A 17,043-nucleotide genomic window follows, 5' to 3' on the forward strand; every position below is an offset into this window, starting at 1 on the left:
TTGTCTTGAGTGTCAACGCGTCCCTAAGGAGCGGCTTCATGAGCGTGCCCGTCGTCCACTCGCTGCGCGAACAGATCCGCGAGCACATCGTGGAGGGCATCGTCAGCGGCCGCTGGAAGCCGGGCGAGCGGATCGTCGAGCGCCGTATCGCCACGGAGCTCGAGGTCAGCCAGACGCCGGTGCGTGAGGCGCTGCGCGAGCTGGAGTCGCTGCGGCTGATCGAGTCGTCGCCCAACAAGGGCGTACGGGTACGGAACCTCACGGCGGCCGACCTGGAGGAGAGCTACCCGGTAAGGGCCGGTCTGGAGCAGATCGCCGCCGAGCTGGCGGCGGTGCGTCTCGCGGCCGACTGCTCGGCCCTGGAGCCGCATGTGACGGCCCTGTACGAGGCGGACCGCACGGCCGACGGCACGGCGCAGGTCCGGCACACGGTGGCCTTCCACCGGGAGCTGGTGAAGGCGGCCGGGAACAGCGTGCTGCTGCACACCTGGGAGGGCCTGGGCATCGAGGTGTTCACGGCGCTGTCGATCCGCTGGCTGGGCACGGTCCAGAAGTCCTACGCGGAGGAGCACCAGGAGCTGGTGGAGGCGTTCCGCCGCGGCGATCCGGCCATCGGCTCCCTCGTCAAGGCGCACGTGCTCGGCTGCGCGCCCCGCGCCTGACGGCCTCGTACGACCACTGAGCGGGCCCCCGACGGGGGTCCGCTCATCCGTGCGCTCCTCCCCTCATCCGGCTGCCCACCTGCGAAAACAAGGCACCGGGTGCCCTCTTTCGCGGCACCCTGTGCCGACTTTCTCGATCTGAAGAGGTTTTCCCCTTCAACCCTTTGATCGATCATCGATCGGCGGCTTACAGTCTTCGGCGGGCCGCACCCCGGCCCTCGCCCTGTCCTGCCAGACACGGCACCCCTTCTCCACCCCCATCCTGTCCGGAAGGCGGCGATCATGACCGATCCCGTAGGCAAGATTCCGAGCGAGCTCGACCAGCTCCCGGACCGTGACACCGAGGAGACCGCCGAGTGGGCGGCCTCCCTGGACGCCGTCACCAAGGCCGCCGGCCCGCACCGGGCCGCCTACCTGATGCGTCGCACCCTGCAGCACGCCGAGGGCGCGGGCCTCGCCCTGCCCAAGCTGCTGGAGACGGATTACGTCAACTCCATCCCCACCTCCGCGGAGCCCGTCATCGACGGCGACGAGGAGATGGAGCGGAGGATCACCGCCTGGAACCGCTGGAACGCGGCCGCCATGGTCACCCGCGGTGCCAAGCACGGCGTCGGCGGCCACATCGCCACCTTCGCCTCCGCCGCCTGGCTCTACGAGACCGGCTTCAACCACTTCTTCAAGGGCAAGGAAGCCGACGGTTCCGGCGACCAGCTTTACATCCAGGGCCACGCCTCCCCCGGCATCTACGCCCGCGCCTTCCTCGACGGCCGGCTGAACGAGGCGCACCTGGACAACTTCCGGCAGGAGTCGGCCGGCAACGGTCTCCCCTCCTACCCGCACCCGCGCCGCCTGCCCTGGCTGTGGGAGTTCCCGACCGTCTCCATGGGTCTGGGCCCGCTCTCCGCCATCTACCAGGCGCGCTTCAACCGCTACCTCACCAACCGCGGCATCAAGGACGTCTCCGCGTCCCACGTGTGGGCGTTCCTCGGTGACGGCGAGATGGACGAGCCCGAGTCGACCGCGGCACTGGCGCTCGCCGCCCGCGAGGGTCTGGACAACCTGACCTTCGTCATCAACTGCAACCTGCAGCGCCTCGACGGCCCGGTACGCGCCAACTTCAAGATCGTGCAGGAGCTGGAGGCCCAGTTCCGCGGCGCCGGCTGGAACGTCGTGAAGTCGCTGTGGGGCGGTGCCTGGGACGAGCTGTTCGCGCTCGACACCACCGGCGCCCTCGTCCGCCGCCTCCGTGAGGTCCCGGACGCGCAGGTCCAGACGTACCAGACCCGCGACGCCGCCTACATCCGCCAGGACTTCTTCGGCTCGGACCCGGCGCTCGTCGCGATGGCGCAGCTGCTGAGCGACGACAAGATCCTGGAGTGCTTCCACCTCTCGCGCGGTGGCCACGAGCCGCGGAAGGTGTACGCCGCGTACAAGGCCGCGCTGGAGTTCAAGGGCGCGCCGACGGTCGTGCTCGCGCAGACCGTCAAGGGCTTCACCCTCGGCGAGGGCTTCGCCTCGAAGAACGCCAACCACCAGATGAAGAAGCTCTCGGTGGACGAGTTCAAGGCCATGCGCGACCTGCTGGAGCTGCCGATCTCGGACGCGCAGTTCGTCGACGGTGTGGTGCCCTACGGCCACCCCGGCGCCGACTCTCCCGAGGTCCGTTACCTCCAGGAGCGCCGCGCGGCCCTCGGCGGCCCGGCCCCGGCCCGTCGCACCCACGCGCTCGCCCCGCTGCCCGCCCCGGCCGAGAAGGCGTTCGCCGCCTTCGACAAGGGCTCCGGCTCGCAGTCGATCGCCACGACCATGGCCTTCGTACGGCTGGTCAAGGACCTGGTCCGCGACAAGGAGACCGGCAAGCGCTGGGTCCCGATCGTCCCGGACGAGGCCCGTACCTTCGGTATGGAGTCGCTGTTCCCCTCGCTCGGCATCTACTCGCCGAAGGGCCAGACGTACGAGCCGGTCGACCGCGACCAGCTGATGTACTACAAGGAGGCCGTCAACGGCCAGATCCTCAACGAGGGGATCACCGAGGCCGGTTCGATGGCGGACTTCATCGCCGCTTCGTCGTCGTACGCGACGCACGGCGAGGCGATGATCCCCTTCTACATCTTCTACTCGATGTTCGGCTGGCAGCGCACCGCCGACCAGATGTGGCAGCTCGGCGACCAGCTCGGCCGCGGCTTCCTCGTCGGCGCCACGGCGGGCCGTACGACGCTGACCGGTGAGGGTCTGCAGCACGCGGACGGCCACTCCCCGATGATCGCGGCGACCAACCCGGCGGCGCTGACGTACGACCCGGCGTTCGCCTATGAGGTCGCGGCGATCGTCAAGGAGGGTCTGCGCCGGATGTACGGCGAGGCCGCCGAGGGCGAGGACCAGAACGTCTTCTACTACCTCACCGTCTACAACGAGCCCATGCCGCAGCCCGCCAAGCCGGCGGGGGTGGACGAGGGCATCATCAAGGGTCTCTACCGCTTCAACACGGCGGAGTCGGCGGGCCTGAACCTGCCCGCCAACCCGGCCCGCATCCAGCTGCTCTCCTCCGGCACGGCCATCCACTGGGCCCTGGAGGCGCAGAAGCTGCTCGCCGCCGAGTGGGGCGTGGGCGCCGACGTGTGGTCGGCGACCTCGTGGACGGAGCTGCGGCGGGACGCGCTGGAGGCCGACGCGGCGCTGCTGCGCGGCGAGGAGCGGACCCCGTACGTCCGCGAGGCGCTGGAGGGCGTCGAGTCCCCCGTCCTCGCGGTGTCGGACTACATGCGTCAGGTCCCCGACCAGATCGCCCAGTGGGTCGAGCAGGACTGGTCCTCGCTGGGCGCGGACGGCTTCGGCCTCTCCGACACCCGCGAGGCGGCCCGTCGCCACTTCGGTGTCGACGCCCAGTCGATCGTCGTCGCCGCCCTGGCCCAGCTGGCGCGCCGCGGCGAGGTCCCGGCCTCGGCCGTGAAGGAGGCGCGCGAGCGCTACGGCCTGTAGGCCGGGGGCCCTCGGGCCCCGAGCAGGACGGGAGCGGGCGGCACGCATGATGGAGTCATGCGTGCCGCCCGCCTCATCAAGATGGTCCTCCTGCTCCAGTCCCGCCCGTCGATGACGGCGGCCGAGCTCGCCACGGAGCTGGAGGTGTCCGAGCGCACCATCACCCGCGATGCCCTCGCCCTCTCGGAGGCGGGGGTTCCGGTGTACGCGGACCGGGGACGGGCCGGCGGCTACCGGCTGATCGGCGGCTACCGCACCCGTCTGACGGGTCTGGCGCGCGGCGAGGCGGAGGCGTTGTTCCTGTCCGGACTGCCGGGCGCCCTGCGGGACATGGGGCTCGAGGACGCGGCCTCGGCGGCCCGTCTGAAGGTGTCGGCGGCGCTGCTGCCGTCGCTGCGCGACGCCCCCGAGTCGGCGGCCCGGCGCTTCCATCTGGACGCGCCCGGCTGGTACCAGGAACCCGAGACCCCGGAGCTGCTCGCGCCGATCGCGGAGGCGGTCTGGGAGGACCGGGTGATCTCGGCCCGCTACCGGCGCGGGGAGACCGAGGTGGACCGGGAGCTCGCGCCGTACGGGCTCGTGCTGAAGGCGGGCGTCTGGTACGTCTGCGCGCGGGCTGGGGCGTCGTTCCGTACGTACCGGGTCGACCGCTTCACGGCGGTCGCCCTGGGCGAGGAACGGTTCCTACGGGACGAGGGCTTCGACCTGTCCGCGTTCTGGGAGGCGCGGGCGGCGGAGTTCGCCCGGTCCCTGCTGCGCGCCGAGGTCGTCCTGCGGCTGTCCCCCGACGGCGCGCGCGCCCTGCCGTACGTGACGGACCGCGCGGCGGCGGAGGAGGCCCTGGCCTCGGCGACACGGGACGACGCGGGGCGGCTGACGGCGACGCTCCGGGTGGAGTCGGACGAGGTCGCCTTCAGCCAGCTGCTCTCCCTCGGCCCGGAGGCGGAGGTGCTGTCGCCGCGGACGCTCAGGGACCGTTTCACCCGGGCGGCCCGGGGCCTCGCGGCGCTGTACGGAACCGCGGGCGACACCGTCCTCTAGGTGCTGATCCGGGAGACACCCCTCAGGCGAGGACGGCCAGCGCCACCGCGCCGCAGGCGTCGACGACGCAGCACCACTCCGACCAGGCCCGGGGGACGACCTTCCCGGTGCGGTGGTGGACGGCGTCCCAGACCGCGTGCGCCAGCCAGCCGGCGGCCAGGACCCGGAGGCCGAGGGTCTCGTCGACGGCGAGCGCGGCCAGGGCCACGGCGGTGAAGCCGAGGAGGCCGGCGAGCTGGACGGCGAGGACACGTGTGGGGCGCAGTGCGCCGCGCAGCGCTCCGAAGAGGAGGTAGCAGAGCGGCATGACGACGAGGAGCCCGGCGAGGAACGCCCGGTCGGGGAGGCCGTCGGCGAAGGTGACGACCGCCAGGGCGAGCGCCAGCAGGGTGGGCCACCGGTGGGCCAGTGCGCGCGTCAGGCGGGCCGCGCCGGACGGCCGAGGCGTCGCGCGCGTCCCGTCGTGCCGGTCGGCGCGCGAGCTGTCCTGCCGGCTGTCGCGTCGGCCGTCGTGCGTGGGCCCGATCGTCATGGCGTCTCCCGGGGGGTGTCGTGGGCAGGCGGGGCGCGGGCGGTGCACTCGTCACTCTGCGGCCCGGCCGGCGCCCTCGGCGGCCGGAAACAAGGTCCATGTCCCGGGGCTTGGGGTACCCGTCCTTCCGGCATAGGGTCACCGCATGGCGGAGCGGGTCATGGTGGTGGTCGGCTACGAATCGGCCGAGTTGCTGGACATCGCGGGGGTCACCACGAGTCTGGCGATGGCCAACGGCCTCGGAGAACCCGCGGTGCCGTACCGGGTGAGCGTGGTCGGCCCGGGCGGCGGTCCGATCGTCTGCGGCTCGGGGCTCTCCCTGCAGAGCCAGCACTCCCTCGAACGGCTCGTCGGCCCGATCGACACCCTGATCGTGTCGGGCGGTGTCGGGGTCCAGCGGGCCGCCGACGACGGACGGCTCGTGGGGCACGTCCGGCGGCTGGCCAAGGAGAGCCGGCGGGTGGCCTCGGTGTGCACCGGGGCGGCCGTGCTGGCCGCCGCCGGGCTCCTCGACGGCCGGCGCGCGACGACGCACTGGCAGTTCGCTCCGCTGCTCGCGGCCCGCCATCCCCGGATCGAGGTGGACGCCGCCCCGATCCACATCCGCGACGGCAACGTCTACACGTCGGCGGGCATCACGAGCGCGATGGATCTCACCCTCGCCTTCATCGAGGAGGATCACGGCCCGGAGCTGGCCCGCGAGGTCGCCCGCCACCTCGTCGTCTATCTGCAACGGCCCGGGACGCAGGCGCAGATGAGTCTGCACACGGCCGCCCCACCGCCCCGCGACGATCTGGTGCGCGCGCTCGTCGAGCACATCACCGCCCACCCGGACCACGATCTGGGCCCGGCGGCCCTGGCCGCCCGCGCCGGGGTGACCCCGCGACACCTCTCGCGGCTGTTCGCGCGGCACCTCGGCGAGTCGCCAGGCCGGTACGTCCGGCGCGCCCGCACCGAGGCGGCCGCGCAGCTCCTCGCGTCGACGGAACTGCCGGTGGCGAGCGTGGCGGCGCGCTGCGGGTTCGGCACCGCCGAGACGCTGCGTCAGGCTTTCGTCGGCCGGTACGGGGTCTCCCCCGCGCACTTCCGGGCGACGCAGACCCGGCGGGCGCCGCGCTGACACGCCCGGATGACGCCCTGCGGGCGAGGGCGTCACCGGAGGCCGCCAGGTCCGCCAGGTCCGCCAGGTCCGCCATGTCCGCCGGGTCCGCCGCGAGGCGGCCCTACCGGTAGTCGTCGACCGACACCGTCTCGTCCTTCTCCTTGGCGATGATGAAGCCCCAGGCGTCCGGCCGGGAGCCGTCCGCGTCCGTGAAGCCGTACTCCTTGGCGAGCTGTCCGCTGGAGAGCGACCGGCCGTTCCAGCGTGCCCGCTCCGGGTCGGCCGCCAGCGCGGCGACGGCGCGGCCGACGTAGACCGGGGACTCGGCGACGGCGAAGTCGGGAAGCTTCTCGACGGCGTCGCGCCAGTTCGCCTCGCTCACCCCGAAGTGGTCCAGCATCTGTTCGGAGCGCAGCCATCCCGGGGTGAGGGCCACCGCGGTGCCGCCCACGTCCTCCAAGTCGTGGGCGAGGGCGAACGCCATGCGGATCGGCGCGTTCTTGGTGAGGTCGTAGAAGAAGTTCTCGCGGAAGCGGGTGTTGTACTCGGCCGTGCCGTCCGTCACCTCGACGACCAGCCCGCCGGGGTGACGGACGAGCAGCGGGAGCGCCACCGCGCTGGTGATGGCGTGGGTCTTCACACCCAGCTCCAGCATCCGCAGACCGCTGTCGAGGTCGGTCTCCCAGATCTTCTTCCCGAACGCGGGGACGAGAAGGTGCTCGCCGCCCCAGATGTCGTTGACCAGGATGTCGAGGCGGCCCTGCTCGGCGTCGATCCGCGCGACCAGCGCCCGTACCCGCTCGACCTCCAGGTGGTCGGTCACCACCGCGACGCCCTCGCCGCCGGCCGCCGTCACCAGCTCGGCCGTCTCCTCGATGGTCTCGCTCGCGCGGCCGACCTCGCTGGTCTTCTCCCGGGTGGTGCGCCCGGTGACGTACACGGTGGCTCCCGCCGCGCCCAGCTGCACGGCGATGGCCCGCCCGGCGCCGCGCGTGGCGCCCGCGACCAGTGCGATCCTGCCGCGCAGCGGCTTCGCCCCGGTCGTCGGTTCCGTGGTTCGCGTCGTCGTGTCCGTCGTCCTGTCCGTCGTCGTTTCCGTCGTCGTTTCCGTCGTCATGGAACGACAGTGACAGGAAAAGGCGACATCCCCTGTCCGGTTACACAGTGGCCGTTTCCGGGTGCGTCGCCCGCGCGCAAGGCCGATGCTTGTCCCGTGATGGACGAGACGGAGTTCTGGGAGATCATCGACTCCACCCGCGAGGCCGCCGAGGGCGACCCCGAGGAACACGCCGACCTGCTCGTCGAGCGGCTGCTGCAGCTCGACCCCGACTCCGTGCTCGACTTCGCCCGCCACTTCGAGGCCCGCTACAACCGCGCGTACCGCTGGGATCTGTGGGGCGCCGCGGCCGTCCTGCTCGACGGGGCGAGCGACGACGCCTTCGACTACTTCCGCTGCTGGCTCATCGGACAGGGGCGCGAGGTCTTCGAGGGCGCGGTCCACGACCCCGACGCGCTGGCCGAGCTCCTCGACGACTTCGACGAGGAGCTCGACGGGGACGGCGAGGAGCTCGGGTTCGCGGCGGACGAGGCGTACGAACAGCTCACCGGCGCCGAGGCGCCGGATCTGGGGATCCCGCCGCAGCCGGCCGAGCCTGAGGGCGCCCCGTTCGACCTGGGGGACGACAAGGTGCTGGCGGCGCGCTTCCCGCAGCTCTGGGAGCGCTTCGGGACGTAGGGGGTCTCGCCGGACGTGGGGCGGCCGCGTCAGAAGTGGGTACCGCCGTCGATGCGGACCTCGGTGCCGGTGATGAACTTTCCGTCCTCGCTCGCCAGCATGGCCACCACGCCGGCGACGGTCTCGGGTCCGGCGAAGCCCTGGCCGAGGGCGGGGGCGAGCTTGGCGAAGAGGCCGAAGTCGGTGTCGGCGGGCAGGCCGGGCCCGACGGACTGCCGGCTGGCTCCGGTGCCGTCGGTCATGCCGGAGGAGATGGAGCCGGGCTGGACGGCCGTGAAGCGGATGCCCTGCTTGGCGTACTCGGCGGCGAGCGCGTGGGTCATGGACTGGATGCCGCCCTTGCTCGCCGCGTAGGCCGCCATGTAGGGGTGGGCGAACATCGCCGAGGTCGACGAGAAGTTGACCACGGCCGGGTCGTCGCCCTCCAGGAGGGCGGGGATCGCCTCGCGGATCACGAGGAAGGTGCCGGTCAGGTTGACCCGGACGACCTGCTCGAAGGAGTCGAGGCTCGTCTCGTGGGTGTGCGAGGAGCGCAGGATGCCGGCGGCGTTGACCAGGACGTCCAGGCCGCCCAGCGCCTCGACGGCGGCGGCGACGCCCGCGCGTACGGACGCCTCGTCGGCGACGTCCACGACGACGGTCGTCAGGCGGTCGGCGTCCGCGCCCGCCTTGGCGACGGTGTCCTTCAGGCCGTCCTCGCTGATGTCCGCGGCGACGACGGTGCCGCCCTCGGTGAGTATGCGCAGCACGGTGGCCTGCCCGATGCCGGAGCCTCCACCGGTGACCAGAGCGCGGCGTCCTTCGTAGCGGTTCATGTCCTGTCCGACCTTTCGACAAGCCTCTTCTTGGGCGGGCCCCTTCGGTCCGTTCGCCGACCAGGCCCCGACGCCTGACACCGTACGCCGAGGTGGCACGTTTTGCCATAAGTGCACAGCATGCAGGTACGGCAAGGGCGGGCGTACCCTTCGTACGGTGAGCACCAAGCCCCCCTCCCTGACGGAGCGCCGCAAGGCCGCCACCCAGCTGGACATCGCCCGGGCCGCCGCCGAGCTCTTCACGGAGCGCGGCCCGGACGACACGACGGCCGAGGACATCGCCCTGCGCGCCGGGGTCGCCCTGCGGACCTTCTACCGCTACTTCCGCTCCAAGCAGGACGCCGTCGCCCCGCTCCTCGCGGGCGGCGCCGACCGCTGGCGGACGTCGCTCGCGGCGGCCGAGCCGGGTGCGACCGTGCCGGCCGCGCTGGAGCGTTCGATCGCGGAGGCGCTGGCGGCGGCCGACGAGGAGGCCGCCGAGGGGCTGCGGTGGACGCGCGGTCTGTTGCGGGCGGCAGCCGAGGATCCGGCGTTGCGTGCGGTCTGGTACCGGGTCAACCAGGAGTCGGAGGAGAAGCTGCTCGCCGTGGTGGCCGAGCTGGCCGGCCCGGCCGCCGACCCTCTGGAGGTACGGCTCGCGGCGGCGGCGGCCACCGACGCGATCCGGGTGGCTCTGGAGGCGTGGGCCCAGACGGACGCGCCGGTACGGGGCAAGGGCTCACCGGCCGAGCTCGCGGTGCGCTGCCTGCGCGAACTGATGGGCGGCATGGCACCGCTGACGCCCGGGAAGTGAGCGCCCGGCGGGACAGTGACCGACGGGCGCCCCCTAGGCCGGGACCGTGCGGCCCATCAGGACGTCGTCGACGTACTCCCCGCCCAGGAAGAACTCGCCGGGCAGGACGCCTTCGACCACGAAGCCCTCGGACTCGTACAGGGCGCGCGCGGGCTTGTTGTGGCCGAGGACGCGCAGGGTGATCCGGCTGCCGCCCTGCCGCCGGGTCTCCGCCATGGCGGCCCGCAGCAACGCCCGGGCCACGCCCCGGCCCCGGGCGCTCTCGGTGACGGCGAGGCCCTGGATCTGGCGGACGTGCGCGTTGCAGGCGAGCGGGGTGGGCGGGACGAGCCGCAGATAGCCGACGACGGCCTCCCCGATCTGGGCGACCAGATAGTCCTCGGGGCGGTGCCGCTCGTCGAAGAACGGGTCGTACGGCGGCTCCGGCGCCGGCTGTACGGCGTGCAGCGGGGACCAGGTGCCCCGGTCCAGCTCCGCGAGGGCGGCCTCGTCGGAGGCGAGGGCCTGTCGTATGTGCGTCTCCGGCGCGATCATGTCGGCCACTGTGCCACGTCCGGCCCCGGGAGGGCAGGATGACCCCATGCAACCCTCGCGAATCGCGGTCACCGGCGCCTCCGGACTCATCGGCTCCGCCCTGGTGCGCTCGCTGCGCGCCGACGGCCACCAGGTGTCGCTTCTCGTGCGGCGGCCCGCCCGCGCCGCGGACGAGGTCGAGTGGGACCCGGCCCGGCTGTACGTGGACACGGCGGGGCTCGTCGGCGTGGAGGCGGTCGTGCATCTGGCGGGCGCCGGCGTCGGTGAGCGCCGCTGGACCGAGGCGTACAAGAAGGAGATCCGCGACAGCCGGGTGCTCGGCACGACGGCGATCTCCCAGGCCCTCGCCTCGCTCGCGGACCCGCCGAAGGTGCTGGTGTGCGGCACGGCGCTGGGCTACTACGGCGACACGGGCAGCCGCGCGGTGGACGAGAGCGCGCCCGCGGGCGAGGGGTTCCTGCCGTCGGTGTGCGTCGAGTGGGAGGCCGCGGCGGCCCCGGCCGAGGAGGCCGGCATCCGCGTCGCGTACGCCCGGACGGGACTGGTCGTGGCCCGTGAGGGCGGGGCGTGGGGCCGGCTCTTCCCGGTCTTCCGCGCCGGGGTGGGCGGCCGGATGGGCGACGGCCGCCAGTACTGGAGCTTCATCTCGCTGCACGACGAGGTGGCCGCCCTGCGGCATCTCATCGACACGGACTCCGTCGCGGGCCCGGTGAACCTGACCGCCCCGGAACCGGTGACCAACCGCGAGGTGACGGCGGCCATGGGCCGCGTCCTGCGCCGCCCCACGGTCTGCGCCGTCCCCGCGCCGGCGCTCAGGCTCGTGCTCGGTGACTTCGCGGAGGATGTGCTGGGCAGTCAGCGGGTGCTGCCGGGGCGGCTGTTGGAGTCCGGGTTCCGGTTCGCGTTCCCCACGATCGACGAGTCGATCCGCGCGGCCGCCTGAGGCCGGGCGGGGGCACGGATGTGCGACCGCTGTGCTTCGTGCACCCCGCCGCGCGCGGCTGGCGCCAGTCGGAGCGCTCCCTAGGCTTGCAGGCCCTGAATGCGAACCGGGGCATTCCTGGGGCCGGTTGGGGGCATAGGCCTCCCACCAAGCCGCGCCGACCTGGGGAGGGGCACGTGCTCAGTACCGCACGTCATTCGGACGCCGTCACGGACGTCGTCGTCGTGGGAGCCGGCATCGCGGGGCTCGCGGCCGCCCACCGGCTGACCAGCGCCGGAATCGCTGTCACGGTCCTGGAGGCGGGGCCGAGGGTCGGCGGCCGGATGGCCACCGACGAGATCGACGGCTTCCGGCTCGACCGGGTCGGCCCCTTGCTGACCGCCTCGTACGCGGAACTGTCCCGGACGCCCGGCCTGGGCGGGGTGGTCCTGCGGCCGTTCGCACCGGGAGCGCTGGTGCACAACGACGGTCGGTACGTCAGGATCGGCGAGCCGTTCCCGCCCGCGTCCTGGCGCACGGGCCCCGCGCGGGGCGCGGGACGGGGCGCGGGACGGGGCGCGGGACGGGGCGTGGGACGGGGGTCCACGCCATCCCCTCGGAGCGCAGGGAAGGGGTCCCCCCACACCCCCTGGGGCGCAGGGAAGGGGTCCCCCCACACCCCCTGGGGCGTAGGGAGGGGGTCCCCCCACGCCCCTTGGGGCGTAGGGGGCGCTTTCACCGTGGCGCGCGCCCTTGCGAGCGCCCCTCGGCGTCCGGCCGCGTCGCTCGATCAGGCCCGTCTCGGTGCCTCGCTGGCGCGGCTCGCGGCCACGCCCGCGCAGCGGCTGCTGACCCGTCAGGAGCGGTCCGCGCGGGAGGCGCTGACGGCCCGCCTGCCGGCCCGTACCGTCGAGGGTGTCCTGCGGCCGCTGGTCGCGGCGCTGCTCGCGGACCCCGACCTGGCGACCTCCAGCCGCTGGACCGATCTGGCGCTGCGCTCGTTCGCCCGGGGACGGCTGTGCGTACCGGAGGGCGGGTCGGCGGCGCTGCCCGACCTGCTGGCGGCGACGTTGCCGCCCGGCACGGTCCGTACGGGCGTGCGGGTCACGGAGGTCTCGATCGACCGGGTGACGACGGCGGAGCACGGGGTGGTCCGCTGCCGTTCGGTCGTTCTGGCGACGGGCGCCCGCACGGCAGCGGCGTTGCTTCCGGGCCTGCGGACCCCGGCCTTCCACCCGGTCACGGTGCTGCATCACACGGCTCCGGCCGCGCCCGCTCCCGACCCGGTCCTCCTCCTGGAGTCGGACCCGGGTGGCCCGGTCGCGCACACGGCGGTCATGAGCGCCGTCGATCCCACGCGCGCGCCCGGGGGGCGGGTGCTGGTCACCTCGACGGTCCTGGGCGCGCTTCCGGACGATCCCGAGCGGCGGGTCCGCAAGCATCTCGCGACGCTGTACGGCACGTCGACGGACGAGTGGGAGCTGCTCGCGCTGCATCACACTCCGGACGCCGTCCCGGTGATGCCGCCGCCCCACGATCCACGCCGTTCCGTACGCCTGCTGGCGGGCCTGTACGTCTGCGGCGACCACCGGGACACCGCCACGGTCCAGGGCGCCCTCTCCTCGGGCCGCCGCGCGGCCCACGCGCTCCTGACGGACCTGGGCGTCCGCGTCACGCCGGGCGCCTCGGCGGAGGTGGCGGCGTAGCTCAGCCGATCGCCGCGACGCGGTCGCGATAGGTGCGGACGGCGGAGGCGTCGCGGTAGGGCTCCAGGCGGCGCTCGAAGTCCCGTACGTACTCCACGGCACGCGCCGAGCGCATCTCGGACGCCTGTTGCGCCGCCTCCGCGCCCAGGGCGCACGCCTGGTCGAGTTCGCCGAGGCCGAGGCGGGCGGTGGCGAGGACGACGCGGCAGAAGAGGCGGCTGCGGGCGAAGCCGGGGGCGCGGAGCTGCAGGGAGCGTTCGGCGTGCTGGGCCGCCGGGCGGTACTGCTGGAGGTCGCGGTGGCAGTGGCCGAACTCGTCGGCGAGCTGTGCCTCGTCGAAGGACCGCGCCCAGTACGGCACGTCGTCGCCGGGCCGGGCGGCCTCGAGCGCCCGCTCGGCCCGGGCGAGCGAGGCGCCGCAGGCCCTCGCCTCGCCGAGCACGGCGTGCCCGCGCGCCTCCACCGCGTGCAGCAGCGCCTGGACGACGGGCGGCGCGGAGGATCCGACGCCCTGCTGGGCGACCCGCGCCAGCTGCACGGCCTCGCGTCCGTGGCCGAGGTACACCGCCTGCCGGCTCATGGTGATCAGGACGTACGAGCCGTACGCCCGGTCCCCGGCGGCCTGGGCCAGTCGCAGCGCCTGGACGAAGTACCGCTGGGCCAGGCCGTGGGCGGCGATGTCGTACGAGGTCCAGCCGGCCAGCCTGGTCAGGTCGGCGGCCGCGGCGAACAGGCGCCGGCCGACGGACTCCCCGTACGTGCCGCGCAGCATCGGCTCGGCCTCGTGCTCCAGGTAGCGGACGAGGGCCTGGCGGGCGTGGCCGCCGCCGTAGGCGTGGTCGAGGGTGCGGAACAGTTCTCCGACCGAGCGGAGGGCGGCGATGTCGCCGCTGGAGACCCGCTGCCCGGGGCTGCGGTCGGTGCCGCGCTGGCGGGGCACGGTGAGCCGGCCCTGCGGCGGGACGCGGGGGTCCTGGACCGGGCGGCGCGCGTCGGTGGCGAGCCGTCCGCCGTCCGGGACCGTACGGCCCTCGGTGCCGGAGCGCGGGTCGGGGCGGGGGTCGCTCGCGAGCCGGCCGTCCTGGCCGAGGCGGCCGTTCGGCGCCGCCGTGTCCCCGCGGGCCACCCGCTCGTCCGCCCGGCCGATCAGCCAGTCGCGGCTCGGCACCACGAGGCCGGCGGGGGTGAAGGCGATCTTGCGGAGTTCGGCGTGGCTGCCGGAGTCCTTCCGCCACAGCCCGCTGACGATGTCGACCGCCTCCTCGGGCGTCGCCGCGAACTCCAGGCCCGCGTAGACGGGGGCGCAGGCGTCCAGGCCGAGGTCCTGCGCGGAGAGGCGGCGGCCCAGGCGCCGGGTGAAGACCTCGGCGATCAGCGCGGGGGTGGTGCCCCGGGGCTGCTGGCCGCGCAGCCAGCGCGTCACGGAGGTCTTGTCGTACCGCAGGTCGAGTCCGTGCTCCAGGCCGAGCTGGTCCACCCTTCTGGCCAGGCCCGCGTTGGAGAACCCGGCTTCGGCGATGAGCGCGGCGAGCTGGCGGTTCGGGATGCGCTGCGGGGGTCGTTCCGTCATCTGCTGTGCGGTCTCCTGCCTTCCGGGCCCGGGGGCAAGCCCGTATGGACCCTCATGGAACGGCGTGAATTTAGCGGCCCTCGGCGCCCATACCGCCTCCTTCGCCCCACATTCATCCGATCGTGTGAGGATTGGCGCCGCCGCTGACGTAGACGCCCTCATCCCCCACCCCCGCCGAACCTGCCGGACCGCTTCCCGCGGCGCCGCCGTACAGTGGCTTGGGCGCGAATGACGCATGGTGCCGAGCCGGCCCCGGGACGATCCCCGGAACCCGGCACGGACACCCAGGAGGAGGCACTGCCGTGAGTGAGCTGCGATTCGTCCGTCTGGGCTTCGGCGAGGACGCCGTGGAGTACCAGGTGGCCTGGGACAAGCAGCGCGAGGTGCACGCCGCCCGGTTCGCCGACGAGATCACCGACACCTGTCTGCTCCTGGAGCACCCTCCCGTGTACACGGCGGGCCGGCGCACGGAGGAGAGCGAGCGCCCCCTGGACGGGACGCCCGTCGTGGACGTGGACCGTGGCGGGAAGATCACGTGGCACGGTCCGGGCCAGCTCGTCGGTTACCCGATCCTGAAGCTCCCGCGCCCCGTCGACGTCGTCGCGCACGTCCGCCGCCTGGAGGAAGCGCTGATCCGTACGGCCGCCGAGTTCGGCGTGGAGACCACCCGGATCGAGGGCCGCAGCGGCGTGTGGGTGCTGGGCGACCCGGTGGAGCGGCGTCCGTCGCTCGGAGGGCTCTCGCTGGACTTCGACCCGCGGCTGAGCGACCCGGAGTTCGACCCGCGGCTCAACGGCCCGGAGTACGCCCCGTCCAACGCCGGCCAGCGCCGCGAGGACCGCAAGCTGGCCGCGATCGGCATCCGTGTCGCCAAGGGCGTCACGATGCACGGCTTCGCACTGAACGTGAACCCGGACAACGCCTGGTTCGACCGGATCATCCCCTGCGGGATCCGGGACGCCGGGGTCGCCTCCCTGGCGAGCGAGCTCGGCCGGGACGTCACGATCGAGGAGGTCCTGCCGGTGATCGAGAAGCACCTGCGGGAGGTCCTGGAGAACGCGGACCTGAAGCCGCGCGAGGTGGAGCGGCCCGCCGAGGCCGCCTCGGCCTGAGGAATGCAGAGCTCTGGCCACAGGTTGGCCAGACGTAAGACTTGCGAAGCAACGGGCGTACTCTGGTGTGCGCCGAAGAATCGAAGCACAGGGAGCCGGTCGTGTCCGCAGTCGCACCCGACGGACGCAAGATGCTGCGCCTGGAGGTCCGTAACGCTCAGACCCCCATCGAGCGCAAGCCCGAGTGGATCAAGACCCGGGCGAAGATGGGCCCCGAGTACACGAAGATGCAGAGCCTCGTGAAGAGCGAGGGCCTGCACACGGTCTGCCAGGAGGCGGGCTGTCCCAACATCTTCGAGTGCTGGGAGGACCGCGAGGCCACCTTCCTCATCGGCGGTGACCAGTGCACGCGGCGCTGCGACTTCTGCCAGATCGACACGGGCAAGCCGGAGGCGCTGGACCGTGACGAGCCGCGCCGCGTGGGCGAGTCGGTCGTCACGATGGACCTGAACTACGCCACGATCACCGGCGTCGCGCGCGACGACCTGGAGGACGGCGGCGCCTGGCTGTACGCGGAGACCGTGCGCCAGATCCACGAGCAGACCGCCAACCGTGCGGACGGCCGTACGAAGGTGGAGCTGCTCGCCCCCGACTTCAACGCGGTGCCGGAGCTCCTCGAAGAGGTCTTCGCCTCCCGCCCCGAGGTCTTCGCGCACAACGTCGAGACGGTGCCGCGGATCTTCAAGCGCATCCGCCCGGGCTTCCGCTACGAGCGTTCGCTGGACGTCATCACGAAGGCCCGTGACTACGGTCTGGTCACGAAGTCGAACCTGATCCTCGGCATGGGCGAGACCCGTGAGGAGGTCAGCGAGGCGCTGCGGCAGCTGCACGAGGCCGGCTGCGAGCTGATCACGATCACCCAGTACCTGCGCCCGTCGGTGCGCCACCACCCCGTGGAGCGCTGGGTGAAGCCGCAGGAGTTCGTGGAGCTGAAGGAGGAGGCCGACGAGATCGGCTTCTCCGGCGTGATGTCGGGCCCGCTGGTGCGGTCGTCGTACCGGGCGGGGCGTCTGTTCCAGCAGGCGATGGAGCAGCGCGGCCGCACCGAGGCCGAGACTGTGTGAATTCACGCACAAGTAGTTACCGGCCAGTAGTGGCCGAATCCGCCGCGGCCCGTACGCACTCCCAGGTCAGGGGGCACGTACGGGCCGCGGCGGCGTTCGCGGAGCCGTGCGGATGGCCGCATCAACGTTTCATCAGTGTTTGACCGCCGGGTCATGCCCTGGTAACACCAATCTGTGAGCCTCGTGTCACTCACCGCCACACACGAGGCCGCGCCCCCCCCACCTCGTCTCATCCGTGCTTGAGGGAGGACCCCGTCATGCAGGCCGCGACCCATGTCCGCGCCACCGCGTTCCCGTCCGTCACCGACGCCCTGAGGGCCGTCGAATCGCTGCTGCTCGCCGGCGGCCAGCGGACCGCCCGCCGCAACGCCTGGAACTCCGTCCTGGAGGACCGCCGTCGCGCCAAGGACCGGGTCGAGGCCCAGCATGTGATGGAGGCCGTGGCGGGCCGCGCTTCGCGGGCCACGTAAACTTCA

General features: G+C 73.1%; 16 protein-coding genes. 11 read left to right on the top strand and 5 right to left on the bottom strand.

Annotated elements, in window-relative coordinates:
• Positions 1–38: 38 nt before the first annotated feature.
• The 3 genes from ACZ4VW_RS06190 to ACZ4VW_RS06200 all read left to right on the top strand — a co-directional run bounded on the left by ACZ4VW_RS06190 (position 39) and on the right by ACZ4VW_RS06200 (position 4,682).
• Positions 39–662, top strand: coding sequence for a GntR family transcriptional regulator (locus ACZ4VW_RS06190; RefSeq protein ID WP_467958933.1), 624 nt, complete (start codon positions 39–41; stop codon positions 660–662).
• 282 nt (positions 663–944) lie between these two features.
• Positions 945–3,641 carry a pyruvate dehydrogenase (acetyl-transferring), homodimeric type gene (aceE, locus tag ACZ4VW_RS06195; RefSeq protein ID WP_467958935.1) on the top strand — a complete coding sequence of 899 codons (2,697 nt, stop codon included), beginning with the start codon at positions 945–947 and terminating at the stop codon, positions 3,639–3,641.
• A 57-nt stretch (positions 3,642–3,698) separates the two neighbouring features.
• On the top strand, positions 3,699–4,682 hold the full coding sequence (locus tag ACZ4VW_RS06200; RefSeq protein WP_467958937.1) for a helix-turn-helix transcriptional regulator: 984 nt from the start codon (positions 3,699–3,701) through the stop codon (positions 4,680–4,682).
• A gap of 22 nt (positions 4,683–4,704) precedes the next feature.
• Here the strand turns inward: ACZ4VW_RS06200 and ACZ4VW_RS06205 are convergent, their stop codons facing one another.
• Complete coding sequence (locus tag ACZ4VW_RS06205) at positions 4,705–5,214, bottom strand: hypothetical protein (protein WP_467958939.1); 510 nt, start codon at positions 5,212–5,214, stop codon at positions 4,705–4,707.
• Positions 5,215–5,359: 145 nt separating this feature from the next.
• Here ACZ4VW_RS06205 and ACZ4VW_RS06210 point away from each other — a divergent pair, with 145 nt between their 5' ends.
• Positions 5,360–6,334: a GlxA family transcriptional regulator gene (locus ACZ4VW_RS06210; protein ID WP_467958941.1), complete on the top strand. Its 975-nt coding sequence runs from the start codon at positions 5,360–5,362 to the stop codon at positions 6,332–6,334.
• Between the two features lie 103 nt (positions 6,335–6,437).
• Here the strand turns inward: ACZ4VW_RS06210 and ACZ4VW_RS06215 are convergent, their stop codons facing one another.
• Positions 6,438–7,433 (bottom strand): SDR family oxidoreductase, encoded by a 996-nt coding sequence (locus ACZ4VW_RS06215; RefSeq protein WP_467958943.1) that lies wholly within the window; start codon positions 7,431–7,433, stop codon positions 6,438–6,440.
• Between the two features lie 99 nt (positions 7,434–7,532).
• Here ACZ4VW_RS06215 and ACZ4VW_RS06220 point away from each other — a divergent pair, with 99 nt between their 5' ends.
• Complete coding sequence (locus ACZ4VW_RS06220; protein ID WP_467959583.1) at positions 7,533–8,051, top strand: DUF4240 domain-containing protein; 519 nt, start codon at positions 7,533–7,535, stop codon at positions 8,049–8,051.
• A 29-nt stretch (positions 8,052–8,080) separates the two neighbouring features.
• Here ACZ4VW_RS06220 and ACZ4VW_RS06225 read toward each other — a convergent pair whose 3' ends face one another.
• The gene (locus ACZ4VW_RS06225; protein WP_467958945.1) at positions 8,081–8,866 is read right to left on the bottom strand and encodes an SDR family NAD(P)-dependent oxidoreductase; all 786 of its coding nucleotides are present in this window, start codon (positions 8,864–8,866) and stop codon (positions 8,081–8,083) included.
• 157 nt (positions 8,867–9,023) lie between these two features.
• Between ACZ4VW_RS06225 and ACZ4VW_RS06230 the strand changes: the two genes are divergently transcribed.
• Complete coding sequence (locus ACZ4VW_RS06230) at positions 9,024–9,659, top strand: TetR family transcriptional regulator (protein ID WP_467958947.1); 636 nt, start codon at positions 9,024–9,026, stop codon at positions 9,657–9,659.
• Between the two features lie 33 nt (positions 9,660–9,692).
• On the opposite strand, the gene ACZ4VW_RS06235 is transcribed toward ACZ4VW_RS06230, so the two are convergent.
• Complete coding sequence (locus ACZ4VW_RS06235) at positions 9,693–10,193, bottom strand: GNAT family N-acetyltransferase (protein WP_467958949.1); 501 nt, start codon at positions 10,191–10,193, stop codon at positions 9,693–9,695.
• A gap of 46 nt (positions 10,194–10,239) precedes the next feature.
• Here ACZ4VW_RS06235 and ACZ4VW_RS06240 point away from each other — a divergent pair, with 46 nt between their 5' ends.
• Together ACZ4VW_RS06240 and ACZ4VW_RS06245 are read left to right on the top strand one after the other, a co-directional pair.
• Positions 10,240–11,136 (top strand): TIGR01777 family oxidoreductase, encoded by an 897-nt coding sequence (locus ACZ4VW_RS06240; protein WP_467958951.1) that lies wholly within the window; start codon positions 10,240–10,242, stop codon positions 11,134–11,136.
• Positions 11,137–11,312: 176 nt separating this feature from the next.
• A complete protein-coding gene (locus ACZ4VW_RS06245; protein WP_467958953.1) occupies positions 11,313–12,821 on the top strand; it encodes an NAD(P)/FAD-dependent oxidoreductase in 1,509 nt (502 codons plus the stop codon).
• Position 12,822: 1 nt separating this feature from the next.
• Here ACZ4VW_RS06245 and ACZ4VW_RS06250 read toward each other — a convergent pair whose 3' ends face one another.
• Positions 12,823–14,391 carry a regulator gene (locus ACZ4VW_RS06250; RefSeq protein WP_467958955.1) on the bottom strand — a complete coding sequence of 523 codons (1,569 nt, stop codon included), beginning with the start codon at positions 14,389–14,391 and terminating at the stop codon, positions 12,823–12,825.
• A gap of 302 nt (positions 14,392–14,693) precedes the next feature.
• On the opposite strand from ACZ4VW_RS06250, the gene lipB reads away from it, so the two are divergent.
• The 3 genes from lipB to ACZ4VW_RS06265 all read left to right on the top strand — a co-directional run bounded on the left by lipB (position 14,694) and on the right by ACZ4VW_RS06265 (position 17,037).
• Positions 14,694–15,503 carry a lipoyl(octanoyl) transferase LipB gene (gene lipB, locus ACZ4VW_RS06255; protein ID WP_467958957.1) on the top strand — a complete coding sequence of 270 codons (810 nt, stop codon included), beginning with the start codon at positions 14,694–14,696 and terminating at the stop codon, positions 15,501–15,503.
• Between the two features lie 101 nt (positions 15,504–15,604).
• Complete coding sequence (gene lipA / locus ACZ4VW_RS06260; protein WP_467958959.1) at positions 15,605–16,567, top strand: lipoyl synthase; 963 nt, start codon at positions 15,605–15,607, stop codon at positions 16,565–16,567.
• A gap of 257 nt (positions 16,568–16,824) precedes the next feature.
• Positions 16,825–17,037 (top strand): SCO2195 family GlnR-regulated protein, encoded by a 213-nt coding sequence (locus ACZ4VW_RS06265; RefSeq protein ID WP_467958961.1) that lies wholly within the window; start codon positions 16,825–16,827, stop codon positions 17,035–17,037.
• Positions 17,038–17,043: the final 6 nt, after the last annotated feature.

It is taken from the genome of Streptomyces sp. NPDC029139 (assembly GCF_055564335.1).

What these genes read in the sequence shown, in the direction of transcription:
- ACZ4VW_RS06190 (WP_467958933.1), top strand. Translation starts at nt 39, where the DNA reads ATGAGCGTGCCCGTCGTCCACTCGCTGCGCGAACAGATCCGCGAGCAC.
- aceE (WP_467958935.1), top strand. Translation starts at nt 945, where the DNA reads ATGACCGATCCCGTAGGCAAGATTCCGAGCGAGCTCGACCAGCTCCCG.
- ACZ4VW_RS06200 (WP_467958937.1), top strand. Translation starts at nt 3,699, where the DNA reads ATGCGTGCCGCCCGCCTCATCAAGATGGTCCTCCTGCTCCAGTCCCGC.
- ACZ4VW_RS06205 (WP_467958939.1), bottom strand. Translation starts at nt 5,214, where the DNA reads ATGACGATCGGGCCCACGCACGACGGCCGACGCGACAGCCGGCAGGAC.
- ACZ4VW_RS06210 (WP_467958941.1), top strand. Translation starts at nt 5,360, where the DNA reads ATGGCGGAGCGGGTCATGGTGGTGGTCGGCTACGAATCGGCCGAGTTG.
- ACZ4VW_RS06215 (WP_467958943.1), bottom strand. Translation starts at nt 7,433, where the DNA reads ATGACGACGGAAACGACGACGGAAACGACGACGGACAGGACGACGGAC.
- ACZ4VW_RS06220 (WP_467959583.1), top strand. Translation starts at nt 7,533, where the DNA reads ATGGACGAGACGGAGTTCTGGGAGATCATCGACTCCACCCGCGAGGCC.
- ACZ4VW_RS06225 (WP_467958945.1), bottom strand. Translation starts at nt 8,866, where the DNA reads ATGAACCGCTACGAAGGACGCCGCGCTCTGGTCACCGGTGGAGGCTCC.
- ACZ4VW_RS06235 (WP_467958949.1), bottom strand. Translation starts at nt 10,193, where the DNA reads ATGATCGCGCCGGAGACGCACATACGACAGGCCCTCGCCTCCGACGAG.
- ACZ4VW_RS06240 (WP_467958951.1), top strand. Translation starts at nt 10,240, where the DNA reads ATGCAACCCTCGCGAATCGCGGTCACCGGCGCCTCCGGACTCATCGGC.
- ACZ4VW_RS06250 (WP_467958955.1), bottom strand. Translation starts at nt 14,391, where the DNA reads ATGACGGAACGACCCCCGCAGCGCATCCCGAACCGCCAGCTCGCCGCG.
- ACZ4VW_RS06265 (WP_467958961.1), top strand. Translation starts at nt 16,825, where the DNA reads ATGCAGGCCGCGACCCATGTCCGCGCCACCGCGTTCCCGTCCGTCACC.